Raw genomic sequence first — 14,927 nt, forward strand, 5'->3', positions numbered from 1 at the left:
AGGAGAAGTTTTATAATATTATGGTTACTTTTGAGTAACAGAACATAAAATGAGTCTATGAACACGAATGATGTTAAAATTTTATTGGTTGATGATGAGCCAGATATTTTAGAAATTGTAGGTTACAATTTAAAGGCAGAAGGATATCAGGTATTTACAGCTAATAACGGAGCAGAAGGAGTAAAAATTGCAAAAAAAGTAACGCCGCATTTAATATTATTAGATATTATGATGCCAGAAATGGATGGTATTGAAGCCTGCGAAAAAATTAGAAATATAAAATCGTTAGAAGATGTTATTATTTCTTTTTTAACTGCCAGAGGAGAAGATTATTCGCAAATGGCTGGTTTTGATGCTGGTGCCGATGATTATATAACAAAACCTGTAAAACCAAAGGTATTGGTAAGCAAGGTAAAATCGTTATTACGACGTTTAAAAACCGATGAAAAAGCAAGTTCAACTACAAAAGTAGGAGATATTGTTATTAACCGAGATGAATATGTAGTTTTTAAAGGAAAAGAGAAAATAGCCTTACCAAGAAAAGAGTTTGAATTGTTATCGCTATTAACTTCAAAACCAGGAAAAGTATTTAAAAGAGAAGTAATTTTAGATAGTGTTTGGGGTAACGAAGTTGTGGTTGGCGGAAGAACTATTGATGTTCATATTCGTAAACTTAGAGAAAAAATAGGAGATGATTTTTTTAAAACAGTAAAAGGAGTTGGTTATAAATTTGTTTTAGAGGAAGAAGAAAAATAATTAATCAAAAAAAATAGTAGGTTGCTTTTAAGCAATCTATTTTTTTATCATGAAAAAAATAAAAAAAACATACAGATACGCCCTTTGGTCGGCATTTTATTCTACTTCAATATCTGTAGTAATCGCTTTATTATCGTACTTTCTTTTAATTAAATCATTGGGTATCGGAGCAGTTATTGTTTTTGGCCTTGTAATGTTTATCATCTCTTTTTTTATCATACAGTATAGGGCAGAGTATTTTATTTATCAACGAATAAAAAAGCTTTACGAAGACATTTCTATACTAGATGCTAACGATTTAGAGCGTAAAAATGTAACTACCGATATTGAAGAATTAACAAAAAGTGTGCAAAAATATGTTGAAGAACGAAGTAAAGAAATAGCCGTTTTAACACAAAGAGATTCTTTTAGGCGTGATTTTTTAGGAAACGTGGCACACGAATTAAAAACACCACTTTTTACTGTACAAGGCTATATTTTAACATTAATAGAAGGCGCTGCTGAAGATGAAGAAATAAGAACTAAGTATTTAGCGAGAGCTAATAAAGGAGTAGAAAGGTTAACCTCAATTATTAAAGATTTAGATATGATTGCTAAGTTAGAAACTGAGGGAATGAAAATGAATGTAGAAACGTTTAATATTTTAGAGCTCGTTCAAAATGTTTTTGATCTTTTTGAAATGAAAGCTAAAAAACGAAATATTACTTTACGATTTGATAGAATATACGACTTTCCATGTTTTGTAAAAGGTGATATTGAGCGTATAGAACAAGTTTTAATTAATTTGATAGTAAACTCTATAAAATACGGAAAAGTAAATGGAGTAACTACCGTTAGTGTAGAAAACTATAACCTAAATAAATTTATCATTAAAATTTCTGATAACGGAGAAGGTATTAAAGAAGAACATATTTCGCGATTATTTGAACGTTTTTACCGTGTAGATCAAAGTCGTTCTCGCGAACAGGGAGGCTCTGGTTTAGGCTTATCTATTGTAAAACATATTATCGAAGCCCACAACGAAACTATTTTATTAAAAAGTGATTTTGGGAAAGGTTCTGAATTTTCGTTTACCTTAGAAAAAGAGTTGTAAAAACAACTTAAACTATTAAAAACCAGTTGTAATCTAGTTTTTGCTAATTACACAAAATTTCAAGTAATCTGTACAAATGTTGTGTTTTAAACTGTTTTTTATGTAGATATTTGTAGTGTAATACACAGAGTAAATTATATTGATAATTGGGGGATTAATCAATTTAATTAGAGTAAAAAAGCGTCACTTAAACTTAAGCGACGCTTTTTTTATAAAAGTATTTAGTATGGTTTTATATCAAATCAAAGCCGATATCTTTTCTATAATTCATATCTTCAAAAGAAATTTTATCAATGCTTTTGTATGATTTTTTTAGTGCCTCTTCAATCGAATCACCAAAAGAAGTAACAGCCATTACTCGACCTCCGTTAGAAACTACTTTACCCTCTTTTTGGGTAGTTCCTGCATGAAAAACAATAGAATCTTCAACAGTATTAAAACCAGTAATTTCTTTTCCTTTTTCGTATGCTTCAGGGTATCCGCCAGCAACTAACATAACTGTTGTTGCAGTTTGATTGGTAACTTGGTATGATTTTTCTCCTAAAGTTTGGTTGGCAACCCCTTCAAATAAATCTACTAAATCAGACTCAATTCTTGGTAAAACAACTTCAGTTTCCGGATCTCCCATACGTACATTGTATTCTACCACTGATGGATTTCCGTTATCGTTCATCAATCCGATAAAAATAAATCCGCGATAATCAATTCCGTCTTTTTGTAAACCGTCAACAGTTGGTTTAACAACTAAATCTTCAACTTTTTGTAAAAAATCATCCGTAGCAAAAGGCACTGGAGAAATAGCTCCCATTCCGCCCGTATTTAAACCAACATCTCCTTCGCCAATACGTTTGTAATCTTTAGCAGAAGGTAATATTTTATAATTTTTTCCGTCGGTTAAAACGAACACAGAAAGTTCAATTCCTTTTAAAAACTCTTCAATAACCACGGTAGATGAAGCTTCTCCAAATTTTTGATTCGAAAGCATTTCTTCTAATTCTGATTTTGCTTCTTCTAAATCATTTAAAATTAAAACACCTTTACCTGCTGCTAATCCATCTGCTTTTAAAACGTATGGAGGAGTTAACGTTGCTAAAAAGTCTTTTCCTTCGGATAAAGTTTTTGATGTAAATGATTGATACTTTGCAGTTGGTATATTATGTTTTATCATAAACTGCTTCGAAAAATCTTTACTTCCTTCTAATAAAGCGCCATCTTTTTTAGGGCCAATTACAGGAATGTTTTTTAATTCATCATCAGCTAAAAAGAAATCGTGTACCCCATCTACTAAAGGTGCTTCTGGACCTACAACGACCATGTTAATTTCGTGTTGTAAAACCGTTTCTTTTACTTGGCTAAAATTTGTTGGATTGATAGCAATATTAGTAGCTACAGAACTTGTACCTGCGTTACCAGGTGCTACAAAAAGGTTTTTTGTTTTATTACTTTCTGCAATTTTTTTTGCAAAGGCATGTTCTCTACCTCCCGATCCTAAAATTAAGATATTCATTTTGTGTGTTGTTGTGTTGTAAGTGCAAATATAAAACAAGAAAAAAGGCTATGAGCAAAACAATTCTCAAAAAATAGATAAAAAACAAAAAAGACCTCTTTTTAAGTAAAAGAAGTCTTTTTTAAAATTTATTTTTGGCTGTTGCCACTCGATTAAAATATCTGTTCTAATATTTTTTGAGTAATTGCATAAGTTGGTGTTACGCCACTCATTCCTAAACCTCCCGAAGCAAGTGTTGCACCTGTTTCTAGTGGATTATCAGACGCGTAATAAGCATAACGTACTTTAATATCTTCTCGTACATTACCTCTAATTTTAGAAGCGGATTGAATTGCCTTTTGGTAATGTGCGCCTTCCATTTCTAAACCAATTACATTCCAAGTAGAATCGTGAAAGAATTTTAGCAAATCTTTATTTTGTAAAGATGTTCCTAAAACACTTACCATAGCTCCGTCAAAAGATTGAACTCCAAAACCTTCTAAATCTTCTTTTGTTAATTCATTTTTAAACGGATAATTATCAGCAGTACCTTCAAAAATATGAGAAGACGGAATCATAATATCACCTTTTCCTCCTTCTAAAATACCTGCTTTTCCCATTATAGAAACAGAATCTACATTTAAATGCACCGTTTTATTACCAACTTTATAAGGTTTTAATAGCTCGTCCATGGTTTCGTAAGCTTGCTCACCAAAGGCGTAATCCATCACAATAATTACAGGTTTTTCTCCGGTTGAATTTACTTTATTAAAAGTAGTGGTATCAAAATCAATTTTTTCAGTATCAATAATCTGAACATTAATATTGGTTCCAGATGAGTCTTTTAAATAAATCAATCCGTTTTCTGAAGCGTGTTTTTTAACTGCTTTTTGTAAAGGTTGGCTATTTGCATTACTCAATACCTCAAAAAGTTCAAAACCTTTGTGTTTTTTAGTTTCTTTAGGCAAGGCATTTTGCGCGTAAATACTATTCATAACACTGTGCATGTTTGCGCTAATAATATGAATAGGACGCTCTAATAAATTGTTATCAAGAAGATTTTTTTTAATGTTATTTGCCCAAATTTCACCGTAAAAATGATGTCCAATTTCTTCAATTAAAACAGAGCTAAACTTTACTGATCTTTTTTGCTCTAAAACAGTTTCGTTTATAGCTAGTTTACCTAACCAATAAATTAAATGAAAAAATCTATTCGGATTTTTATCAGTAGCAAACGTATTGTAAGCATCGTAAACCTCGTCGTAGGTTCTTCCTAAAATATTACCAAGATGTACAACAATTACGTCTTTTTCTTCGTCAGTAAGTGTTTTGTTATAAATAACAACATCTTCTAAATGTAACCATTCTCTAATAAAACTTTCACCGTTGTTAATAACAACACGATCTTTAATTTTATGAGATTCGATAAATAAGAAAGTAAGATGCGTAAGAATATCATAAATTTCAGAGCGACCACGCGTAATCTCAATATTCATTTGGTCTTTATCAATTCGGTAACAATTTCTTCTTCTTTTTGGAGGAACAATTGCTTTGAATTTTGAGTTTCTATAACCTTCATCGGCTGTTAAATAGATAAACTGACATTCTTCAATTCCTTCTGGTAATCGTTCAATAATATAAGTTAATCCGTTTAATTCGGTTTTATCTTCAGCGATCGATCCGTAAATTTCGGGTCTTAATTGTAATAATGATTTACGTAATGTTTCTCCAGAAACTCCCATTGGTTTATAAAAACCACGGCTAAATAAATGACGCATAGAAATGTATAATTTTTCGATGGCATTAGTAGATTCTTGAGCTCTGGTACGTTCTTTATGATTAGGTTTTGACATATTTTATTTTAAAAGACAAAGATACAAATTATAGGAAGTATGTTACTTTGTTAAAATAGCACTATATTTTTTTTGATTTTTAAGTAATGCTACTGCTTTATTGATGGTTTTATCATTTTTAAGTTGATGTTTAAAAGCGCCCTCTTTATAAACATATCTTTTTACAATTTCGTTTTGTATTTCTTTTGATAAAACATCTTCGTTAAGTGCTATTTTTTTAACTTTTTCTTTTTTTAGTTTTTGAAGAATAGTATTGTATTCAGTTAAAATACTTGCGTTGTTTTTTACTGAAACGTAAGCTTTTTTAAATAATTTTTCTTCTTTGGTAACAAAAGCAGTGTCTTTATTTAATAAGTAATTTTTAAAACTTTTGAAGTCAGAAGGTTTAAATTGAAATTTTTCGGTGTTAAAAGTTGGATTGTTATAGGTAAAATCGGTAGCAAAATTAAAAATAGCTCTTGTTTCTAAAAGCTTTTTTGTTTCGGATGTTTTTTTAGAAAACTCCATTTTTATATCCGGAGTTACACCACCACCATCGTAAACTGTTCGTCCGTTTTTAGTGGTAAATAAACTTACAGTTCCGTCAGAAAATTTAGGCACTTTACCTGTTTTAATATCTCGATTGGCATAATCTAATTCCTGAATGCAACGACCGCTTGGCGTATAATATTTAGAAATTGTTGCTTTCATTTGTGTTCCATAATTCAGCTCAAAATAACGTTGTACCAAACCTTTACCAAAAGAACGCTCGCCCATAATTACGGCACGATCGTAGTCTTGTAAAGCTCCAGAAACAATTTCAGAAGCCGAAGCCGAACGCCCGTTTATTAAAACAACTACAGGAATTTCAGTATCTAAAGGCTCTCTATTAGTATTATAAGTTCTGCTGTTTTTTTTAATTTTTCCACGAGTATCTACTACTTTTAATCCTTTCGGAATAAATAAATTGGTAATATTTACGGCGTCAAACAATGAACCTCCAGGGTTGCTACGTAAATCAAACACTAATTTTTTCATTCCCTTTTCTTTCAATGCAGTAAAAGCTTTAGCAACTTGTTCTGTTGCTTTTTGATTGGTAAATCGGGTTAAAATGATATAACCAGTTTCGGCATCAATCATATCGTAAAAAGGAACTGGATTTACAATAATTTTATCAAGCTTTAAACGTACATTTTTAACAGTTTTATTTCTGATAAAGATTAAAGAAATTTCTTTATTCGGAGTTCCTTTAATCATTTGTGAGAATTGACTTTTTTCTATTTCTGATAATTTCTGACCGTTTACATCCGTAATAATATCTCCAGCTTTTAAACCAGCTTTATCTGCCGAAAAACCTTTGTGAACATCAGCAATAACAATTCCTTTTTTGGTGTAAAAAGTAGAAATACCAATACCGCCATATTCCCCTTCACGGCGAATACGAGCATCTTCAACATCTTGTTCGTTGTAAAAATTGGTGTATGGATCTAAATTTTTAAGAGTATTTTTAATTGCTTTATCAGTTAAATCTCCAGGATTTATCTCATCAATATAATTTATATTTAAAGTTTTAAATAAATTATTATAAATTTCTATTTGCTTTGCAATTTCAAAAAAACGAGACTGAAATGAAAACAAAAGAGAAATAATAACGAGGCTACTAAAAAAAAGTATTTTTTTATTTTTCATCCTTGGTAGTTTCTGTTACAAAAAGCGTTAATAATTTCTTCATTTTATGCTCTAAATCGGCATATTTCCACTCATCTCTTGCAATATAAGAAATCATAAATACATAAGGTTTGTTAACGGCATCGTAAACAGTGTATTTTTCTTTTCGATAAGTTTCTCGTAACAAACGCTTTATTCGGTTACGGTCTACAGCACTTTTAAAATTCCTTTTAGGAACAGAAACGCCTACTTGAGTAGGAAATTTTGAGGTATGTTCGGTTTGTATGTATACCATTCGAAGCGGAAAAACTTTTATAGCTTTTCCTTCTTCATATAGTTTACCTATTAGCTTTTTACTCTTTAATCGCTCTTGTTCTCCTAACGTAAATTTCATCTATACAAACATACATAAACCTATATTAAAAACCATTTTTTTCAGTATTTTTGAAGTAATACTTTTAGTATAACCACGATCAATCATCAACATATATAAAATCAGTAATTAATTTAAAATAAACTTATGAAACCCGATTTATTTCATGCTCCTGATTATTATCAAATGGATGATTTGTTAACTGATGAGCATAAACTTGTTCGCGATACAGCTCGTGAATGGGTAAAGAAAAAAGTATCTCCGATTATTGAAGATGCTGCGCAAGAAGCAAAATTTCCGACCCAATTAATAAGTGGTTTAGCTGAGGTTGGCGCTTTTGGCTCATACATTCCTACAGAATATGGAGGTGCTGGCTTAGACCAAATTTCTTACGGATTAATTATGCAAGAATTAGAACGTGGTGATAGCGGAATTAGATCTACCGCTTCGGTACAATCTTCGTTGGTAATGGGCCCCATTTTTAATTATGGAAACGAGGCACAACGCAAAAAATATTTACCAAAATTAGCTTCTGGCGAATGGATGGGAAGCTTCGGGTTAACCGAGCCAAACCATGGAAGTAATCCTGCAGGCATGGAAACTAAGTTTAAAGACATGGGCGACCATTATGTATTAAATGGTGCAAAAATGTGGATTTCAAACGCGCCAATTTGTGATGTTGCGGTTGTTTGGGCAAAAAACGAAGCAGGTCGTATTCATGGATTGATAGTTGAACGTGGTATGGAAGGATTTTCTACACCCGAAACACATAATAAATGGTCGTTAAGAGCATCAATAACTGGTGAGCTTATTTTTGATAATGTTAAAGTGCCTAAAGAAAATTTATTACCCAATAAATCGGGATTAGGAGCACCTTTGTTGTGTTTAGATTCTGCTCGTTATGGTATTGCTTGGGGTGCAATTGGTGCTGCAATGGATTGTTATGATACGGCTTTGCGTTATGCTAAAGAACGTACACAGTTTGGTAAACCTATAGGTCAGTTTCAATTACAACAAAAAAAGTTGGCAGAAATGATTACCGAAATTACCAAAGCTCAATTATTAACATGGAGGTTAGGTGTGTTAAAAAATGAAGGTCGCGCAACATCTGCTCAAATATCAATGGCAAAACGAAATAATGTTGATATGGCTATAAAAATAGCAAGAGAAGCAAGACAGGTTTTAGGAGCCATGGGAATATCAGGAGAATATTCTATTATGAGGCATGCAATGAATTTAGAAAGTGTAATTACGTATGAAGGAACACACGATGTGCATTTATTAATTACAGGTTTAGATATTACCGGATTAAATGCTTTTAAATAAAAAGAAGTGCTCTAAGAGTTAAACCACCAACACATAAATAGAGCACTTCTTCTAAATCAACTATTAAAAACTATAAATAAATACAATTTATTCTTCTTTTTTCTTACCACTGTTAATAAGAAGTAGAAGAGAGGTAACTAAACCAATACAAACAAGTCCGAAAATAGCAATCATAATAGTGCCATTTGTCCAAGAAACTAAAGGAGTATTTACCAATTGTATCATAATCTTTTCTTTTAATCTGGTTCAAAGATAATTATATACATATCTTAAAAACATGATTTTTATCATGTTTTCATTTTTTTACATAAAAAAATGTCATTTGTGTAAAAATCATTCGTTTTTAAGTTTGGTATTTAAACCATCAATACTTGTTTGGTTTTTATCATTCCAGTATTTTTCAATTCCGTTTTCGCCTATATCATCTGACCAATCTAATAATTCGTTGCGTTCTTGTTTGTATTCATAAAAAGGTATCGACATTCCGCAAGAAGTTTGTACACTTTCTATAGTTACATCAAAAATTTGTCGTGTTCCAGATAATTTAGGAAATTGAGTAATTAAATTATTCCATTCAACATCCTTTGGTAAAACCTCTTTTGCTGTACCATATAAACGTAAAATATTTGCTGCGCCTTCAAAGGCACAAAACATAATGGTAATTCTATTATCATCTAATAAATGTGCTGAGGTTTCATTACCGCTACCAGTAACGCTTAACCAAGCAACACGGTTTTCATTTAACACACGAAATGAATCCATTCCTTTAGGAGATAAATTAATTCGACCATTTTTTGGTGCTGTTGCAACAAAAAATACTTTTTGAGCTGCTATAAATTGTTGAGTTCTAGAAGTTATTTTAGTATAAAATTTTGCCATATTATTTTAATCTATCCAGTTTTTAGTACGTTCAACAGCTTTTTGCCATTTAGCGTATAATTTTTTTCTTTTTTCTTCGGATAAAGAAGGAGAAAAATCGTTGTTAATTTTTCGTCTTTTTAAAATATCTTCCTGTTTCCATAAGCCAACACAAATCCCCGCTAAATATGCAGCACCCATGATAGTTGTTTCAATAATTTCAGGTCGTTCAACATGGGCATTTAAAATATCTGCCTGAAATTGCATTAAATAGTTATTTGCAGCGGCACCTCCATCAACTTTTAACGAAGTTAGTTTTACACCGCTATCTTTTTGCATTACTTCTAAAATGTCTTTGGTTTGGTAGGCAAGCGAATCTAAAGTAGCTTTTATTAAGTGATTTTTACCAGTATCGCGAGTTAGTCCAAAAACGGCACCACGGGCATACATATCCCAATAAGGTGCACCTAAACCAGCAAAGGCAGGAACTACATAAACAGGGTTTTCTTCTGTAATACTTTTGGCTAAAATTTCGCTTTCTTCGGCATTGTTTATAATTTGTAATCCGTCACGTAACCATTGAATTGCCGATCCTGCAACAAAAACACTTCCTTCTAAAGCATAATGTATTTTGTTATCAATTCCCCAAGCAATAGTGGTTAACAATCCGTTTTTAGAATATTCAAGATTTTCGCCGGTATTCATCAACATAAAACAACCAGTTCCGTATGTATTTTTAGCTTCCCCTTTATTAAAACATGCTTGTCCGAAAAGAGCAGCTTGTTGGTCGCCAGCAATTCCTGCAATAGGAATTGTACATTCCTCTAACTTAAAATTACCAAAATGATAAGAAGATGGTTTTACTTCGGGCAACATTGAAATAGGAATAGCAAGCTCGTTTAATAATTTTGTGTCCCAACACAAATTTTTAATATCATATAACATTGTACGCGAAGCGTTACTGTAATCGGTTGCGTGTACTTTTCCGTTTGTTAAATTCCAAAGTAACCAAGTGTCAACAGTTCCGAATAATAAATTGTCATTATCAGCTTGCGCTCTAGCTCCTTTAACATTGTTTAAAATCCAATTTATTTTTGTTGCCGAAAAATAACTATCAATAACCAATCCTGTAGTTTTTTTTACATGATTTTGTAAGCCTTTTTCTTTTAACTGTTCACAAATATCTGCAGTTCGTTTGTCTTGCCAAACAATAGCATTGTAAATAGGTTTACCGGTGTTTTTATTCCAAACTATAGTAGTTTCACGCTGATTGGTAATACCAATTCCTACAATTTCTGATGGATGAATTTTTGCCTGTTGAATCGTTTCTTTTAAAGTAGAAAGTTGCGATTGTAAAATTTCTTCAGGATCGTGTTCTACCCAACTATGTTGCGGAAAAAATTGTTTGAATTCTTGTTGATTTATTGCTATGATTTCTCCAGTCTCGTTAATAATTACCGAGCGAGAACTAGTAGTACCTTGATCTAAGGCAACAATATATTTTGCCATTTAAAAAACCTATAATGTAAATTAGAAAGCAATTTACAATTTAAAGTTAGGTAAATAAAAAAACCAACTTGATAATTTTATCAAGTTGGTTTTTATCCCTTAGTTTACTAACACTAGTGTTTTAAAGCGTAACCAGCACCTTTACCTAACTCAGATAAAGTTAATAGAAACTCGTTAAAAACACGTGTAGTTTTTTTTAATAAAAAAATCCCCATTTTTTTAAAATTTTAATTTATACCCCTTAAATTTTGTTCAAAAGAACATTACAAATATATAACAGCATTTTAAATTTGTAAAAGGGATTGCCGCAAAAAAAACTGTGTTTTCACTCAGTATTTAATTGACAATAAGTTTATTAGTTTTTTAAAATAAAAAAAACCTTCTAGAAATTTCTAGAAGGTTAGTTTCCCTTAAATATCATTTTTCATTATATCCCCTTTGAAATATGATGTTACAAATATATAAGTGACTTTTTAGTTTTAGAAAGTAATTACCGCAAAAAAAAGTGCAGATTTCCGTGAAAGGATTTAGGTAGTTTTATAAAACAAATAAACCTTACGCTTTAAACGTAAGGTTTATTTGTTTTTCTCTTTTTCAGAATTCTCCCAAGAATGTTAAATTCTTTTACAAAGATATCAGTAGTACTTTAAGTTAAAAAGGGGATTACCGCAAAAAAAAGTGCAGATTACTGCAAAACCTTAATCTAAGATCCCTAATTCTTTCGCTTTTAAAACTAAATCTGTATTGTTGTTGGCTTGCAAATCGGTACGAAGCTTAGCTAATTTACCTTCTATAGAGCGTGCTTTAACTATAGTACCATCTGCTTTTTTTATAAAACCTTCTAAATTTGAAATTTTTGGATGTTTTGGTAATTCTTTTAAAATTTGAATAGCAACTTCATCCATTTGAATTTCTATTAAAGCTCTTTTTAAAAGTTTTTGATGTATTTGATGTGTATAATACACTTCGCCTTTTAACATTTTTTGAATTGCAAAGCTAAGTTCATCAGTACTACAATTTCCTTTTAAAATATAAGCAAACGGATTTAAGTTATGAATTACGTTAAAAACTCTGTTAGTTTCTGAATGCCCAGTGATAACGCCAGTTTTAATATTTATTTCTTGTTGTTGAATTGCTTTTATAAAAGCTTCACCACCATCTAAATTAACGTTTCCGTTATGATTGTCAAAACTTAAATCGGTAAAAACAATATGAAAAGGATTGCTATGTAAAGCTGTTTTTATTTTAGAGAAAGCTTCATCGCAAGAATTAGTAGTTTCTATATCTAAATTGTCAACATCTTTTAAGTTTGATATAATCCCGTCAATTATTAATTGATGATCATCAACAAAAAGTATTTTTATTTTTTTAGGCATTTAAGGGGATTTGAATACTTGTTTTAGTTCCGTTACCTACTTTACTATCAATAATTAAAGTACCATTTAAGCCTTCAATTCGTTCTTGTAAGTTTTGTAAACCAATTCCTTTTTTACTGATTTTAGTATCGAAACCGATGCCATTATCAGCAATATTCAAATGTACATATTTTTTTTCTACAGTAAAGTTAATAGTTACTTTACTGGCTTGTGCATATTTTTTGCAATTTTGTATGCTTTCTCGCATACTTAAATACAACAAACGTTTTATAGCATCGTTTATTGTTTTCCATTGATTTTCGTGTAATCCTTTAACGGTTATTCTAAAATCAAGTTCAAAATAATCGCTTACTAAATTTATTATTTGATCTTTAAAAGTAACTTTATCAAAACTAATACTACTTAATTGATGCGATAAATTTCGTACGTTTTCTTTAACATCATCAAGTTTTTTTGCTTCTTCAATTAAATTAGATTTTTCTAATTTTCGATGTAATAAACGCAAATCTCCAGCAACTTCATCGTGCAAAGATTTAGCAATTTGTTGACGCTCATCTTCTCTAGCCTGTATTCTTTCTAATTGTGCTTGGTATAATAATTTTCGTCTTCTTTGAAAAAAAAACATAATACTTAAACCTAAGAGTAAAATACTACTAGCAGCAAACAACCAGCCAATTATTTTTTGTTGTTTTTGATAGGTTATCTCTGCTTGTTTTTTTTCATTTTCAGATTTTAAAACGGTATTTTCTTTTTCTTTTTTTTCTGTTTCATATTCTATTTTTGCAAATCTGTTTTTTAACAAACGCTCTTTTTGGAGTATTTGATAGTTTAAACGAATATATTCTTGTAAATATTGATTAGATTCTTTTCCTTTAGTTAATTTAGAAAGATTTAATAAGGCTTTTAACCAATTTTCATTACTATTTGCTTTTTGGGCAAATTTTAAAGCTTCTTTAGAGTGGTAAATTGCTTTTTCTTTTTGATTACTATCGCGATAGTAATTAGAAATATTTATATGTGTAATACTTAGAGAACCGATGTTGTTTAACTGTTCATTTATGGCTAAAACTTCTTTGTATTGTGCTAATACCTTTTTTTTGTTTCCTAATAAAAAATTACTAGCAGCTAAGTTTTCTAACAATAAAGTATATTCTGCAGGGTATTTTAACTGAATACTATCTCTAAGTAATCCTTTTTTAAAAAAAGTAATTGCTTTTTTATGTTGATTAAAAAATTGATATAAAAGTCCTTTGTCGTTTAGTAAGCCTAATTCTAGTTTTATATTTAATACGGAATCTTTTTTTAATTGTAATAAACTTAAGTCATAATACTTTAAAGCGTCATTTAATTTATTTTTTTTAGAAGCGATAAGACCTAATTTTCTGTAAATTTTATGTTTTACAATATGTAAATCATCATGTTTTAAGGTAGTAGCATCATATTTTTCTATATACCTTAAAGACTCAATAGAGGTGATTTCGCTTCCTATAAAATCATTTTCATTATATTGAATATCAGCAATATTTACCATTCTTCTTCCAGCGCTAATGCTATCTCCTATATGTAATAATATATTTTTTGATTTATTGTAATGAAAGTATGCACTGTCTTTAACATTGCTATATTTATAGTATGTAGCTAGGTAAAAATGAACCTTCTGTAAGTTTTTAGGTTCTTTAGTTAATGTGTAAGAGTATTGGCTATATTTTTTAAAAGAGTCTAAATTCCTTTCTCTAAAAAAAGACAAAGCTTTATCCATATTAAGTTTAAACATTAAAGATCCTTGTTTATACTTAGTATAATCGGGAGTAGTATTTTGCCCAACTAATGTAGAGCAACAAAAAAGGAGTAGAAAATATATACGCATATAATGATGAAACCACCTAATAAGGTGGTTTTTATGTTTTTTTAGTCTTTAGGATCATCACCTCCGCTACTACTTCCTCCTCCAGTGGTAGGTTTATCAGGGTCTGGACTTAATATCATTGCTGTTTCTTGTAAATTTTCACTTATCATAATTTTTTATTTTAATTAAACATCTAAAATAAAATGTTTAAAGAACAACAACAAAAAAAGAAGAACTTATTTTAGTTTACTAAATAAATCCCAAAGTACTACTCCGCAACTTACAGATATATTTAATGAATGTTTGGTACCTAATTGCGGAATTTCAATACAAGCATCCGAAGCAGAAACAACCTCTTGTTGTACTCCTTTTACTTCGTTACCCATTACAATGGCGTATTTTTGATTTTTTTTAGGAGTAAAATTATTCAACATTATACTATTTTCAGCTTGTTCAATTGAAGCAACAAAAACATCTTCTTTTTTTAATTTATTTACTAATGTTAAAGTATCCTCTACATATTCCCAAGTAACCGATTCGGTAGCTCCTAAGGCAGTTTTATGAATTTCTTTGTTAGGTGGAGTTGCTGTAATACCGCAGAGATATATTTTTTCAATTAAAAAAGCATCCGAAGTTCTAAAAACCGAACCAACATTATTTAAACTTCTGATGTTGTCTAACACCACAATAATGGGTGTTTTTTCAGTTTGTTTAAATTCATCAACCGATAATCGTCCTAATTCGTTGTTTTTTAGTTTTCTCATAACGTTTGTTTTTACTAAAAATAAAAAGTTGTGAATAACT

The 14,927-nt window shown here is 30.4% G+C and carries 13 protein-coding genes; 3 read left to right on the forward strand and 10 right to left on the reverse strand.

What is annotated here, in order from left to right; genetic code table 11:
* Positions 1-57 precede the first annotated feature (57 nt).
* A complete protein-coding gene (locus tag ACN5J5_RS05710) occupies positions 58-756 on the forward strand; it encodes a response regulator transcription factor (protein ID WP_418646344.1) in 699 nt (232 codons plus the stop codon).
* A 49-nt stretch (positions 757-805) separates the two neighbouring features.
* Positions 806-1,849 (forward strand): sensor histidine kinase, encoded by a 1,044-nt coding sequence (locus tag ACN5J5_RS05715; protein WP_418646345.1) that lies wholly within the window; start codon positions 806-808, stop codon positions 1,847-1,849.
* Between the two features lie 232 nt (positions 1,850-2,081).
* Here the strand turns inward: ACN5J5_RS05715 and purD are convergent, their stop codons facing one another.
* From purD to rnpA, 4 genes are all read right to left on the reverse strand, one after another.
* The gene (purD, locus tag ACN5J5_RS05720) at positions 2,082-3,356 is read right to left on the reverse strand and encodes a phosphoribosylamine--glycine ligase (RefSeq protein WP_418646346.1); all 1,275 of its coding nucleotides are present in this window, start codon (positions 3,354-3,356) and stop codon (positions 2,082-2,084) included.
* 152 nt (positions 3,357-3,508) lie between these two features.
* Positions 3,509-5,188 carry a DUF6909 family protein gene (locus ACN5J5_RS05725; RefSeq protein ID WP_418646347.1) on the reverse strand — a complete coding sequence of 560 codons (1,680 nt, stop codon included), beginning with the start codon at positions 5,186-5,188 and terminating at the stop codon, positions 3,509-3,511.
* A gap of 42 nt (positions 5,189-5,230) precedes the next feature.
* The gene (locus tag ACN5J5_RS05730; protein ID WP_418646348.1) at positions 5,231-6,856 is read right to left on the reverse strand and encodes a S41 family peptidase; all 1,626 of its coding nucleotides are present in this window, start codon (positions 6,854-6,856) and stop codon (positions 5,231-5,233) included.
* Entirely contained in the window at positions 6,846-7,229 is a 384-nt protein-coding gene (gene rnpA / locus ACN5J5_RS05735) for a ribonuclease P protein component (RefSeq protein ID WP_418646349.1), read from the reverse strand. The genes ACN5J5_RS05730 and rnpA overlap by 11 nt, the downstream gene beginning before the upstream one ends.
* Before the next feature lie 126 nt (positions 7,230-7,355).
* Between rnpA and ACN5J5_RS05740 the strand changes: the two genes are divergently transcribed.
* Positions 7,356-8,534 (forward strand): acyl-CoA dehydrogenase family protein, encoded by a 1,179-nt coding sequence (locus tag ACN5J5_RS05740; RefSeq protein WP_418646350.1) that lies wholly within the window; start codon positions 7,356-7,358, stop codon positions 8,532-8,534.
* Positions 8,535-8,621: 87 nt separating this feature from the next.
* On the opposite strand, the gene ACN5J5_RS05745 is transcribed toward ACN5J5_RS05740, so the two are convergent.
* The 6 genes from ACN5J5_RS05745 to ACN5J5_RS05770 form a co-directional block, all read right to left on the reverse strand.
* Positions 8,622-8,759 (reverse strand): hypothetical protein, encoded by a 138-nt coding sequence (locus ACN5J5_RS05745; RefSeq protein WP_418646351.1) that lies wholly within the window; start codon positions 8,757-8,759, stop codon positions 8,622-8,624.
* A 108-nt stretch (positions 8,760-8,867) separates the two neighbouring features.
* Entirely contained in the window at positions 8,868-9,413 is a 546-nt protein-coding gene (locus ACN5J5_RS05750; RefSeq protein ID WP_418646352.1) for a pyridoxamine 5'-phosphate oxidase family protein, read from the reverse strand.
* A gap of 6 nt (positions 9,414-9,419) precedes the next feature.
* Positions 9,420-10,901 (reverse strand): glycerol kinase GlpK, encoded by a 1,482-nt coding sequence (gene glpK / locus ACN5J5_RS05755; protein WP_418646353.1) that lies wholly within the window; start codon positions 10,899-10,901, stop codon positions 9,420-9,422.
* Positions 10,902-11,599: 698 nt separating this feature from the next.
* Entirely contained in the window at positions 11,600-12,277 is a 678-nt protein-coding gene (locus tag ACN5J5_RS05760) for a response regulator transcription factor (RefSeq protein WP_418646354.1), read from the reverse strand.
* Entirely contained in the window at positions 12,270-14,051 is a 1,782-nt protein-coding gene (locus ACN5J5_RS05765) for a tetratricopeptide repeat-containing sensor histidine kinase (protein ID WP_418646355.1), read from the reverse strand. Before ACN5J5_RS05765 ends, ACN5J5_RS05760 begins: the two co-directional genes overlap by 8 nt.
* 308 nt (positions 14,052-14,359) lie before the next feature.
* Entirely contained in the window at positions 14,360-14,887 is a 528-nt protein-coding gene (locus ACN5J5_RS05770) for an RNA methyltransferase (protein ID WP_418646356.1), read from the reverse strand.
* Positions 14,888-14,927: the final 40 nt, after the last annotated feature.

The sequence above is a fragment of the Tenacibaculum insulae genome (assembly GCF_964512435.1).
GTDB classification, from domain to species: Bacteria; Bacteroidota; Bacteroidia; order Flavobacteriales; family Flavobacteriaceae; genus Polaribacter; species Polaribacter insulae_A.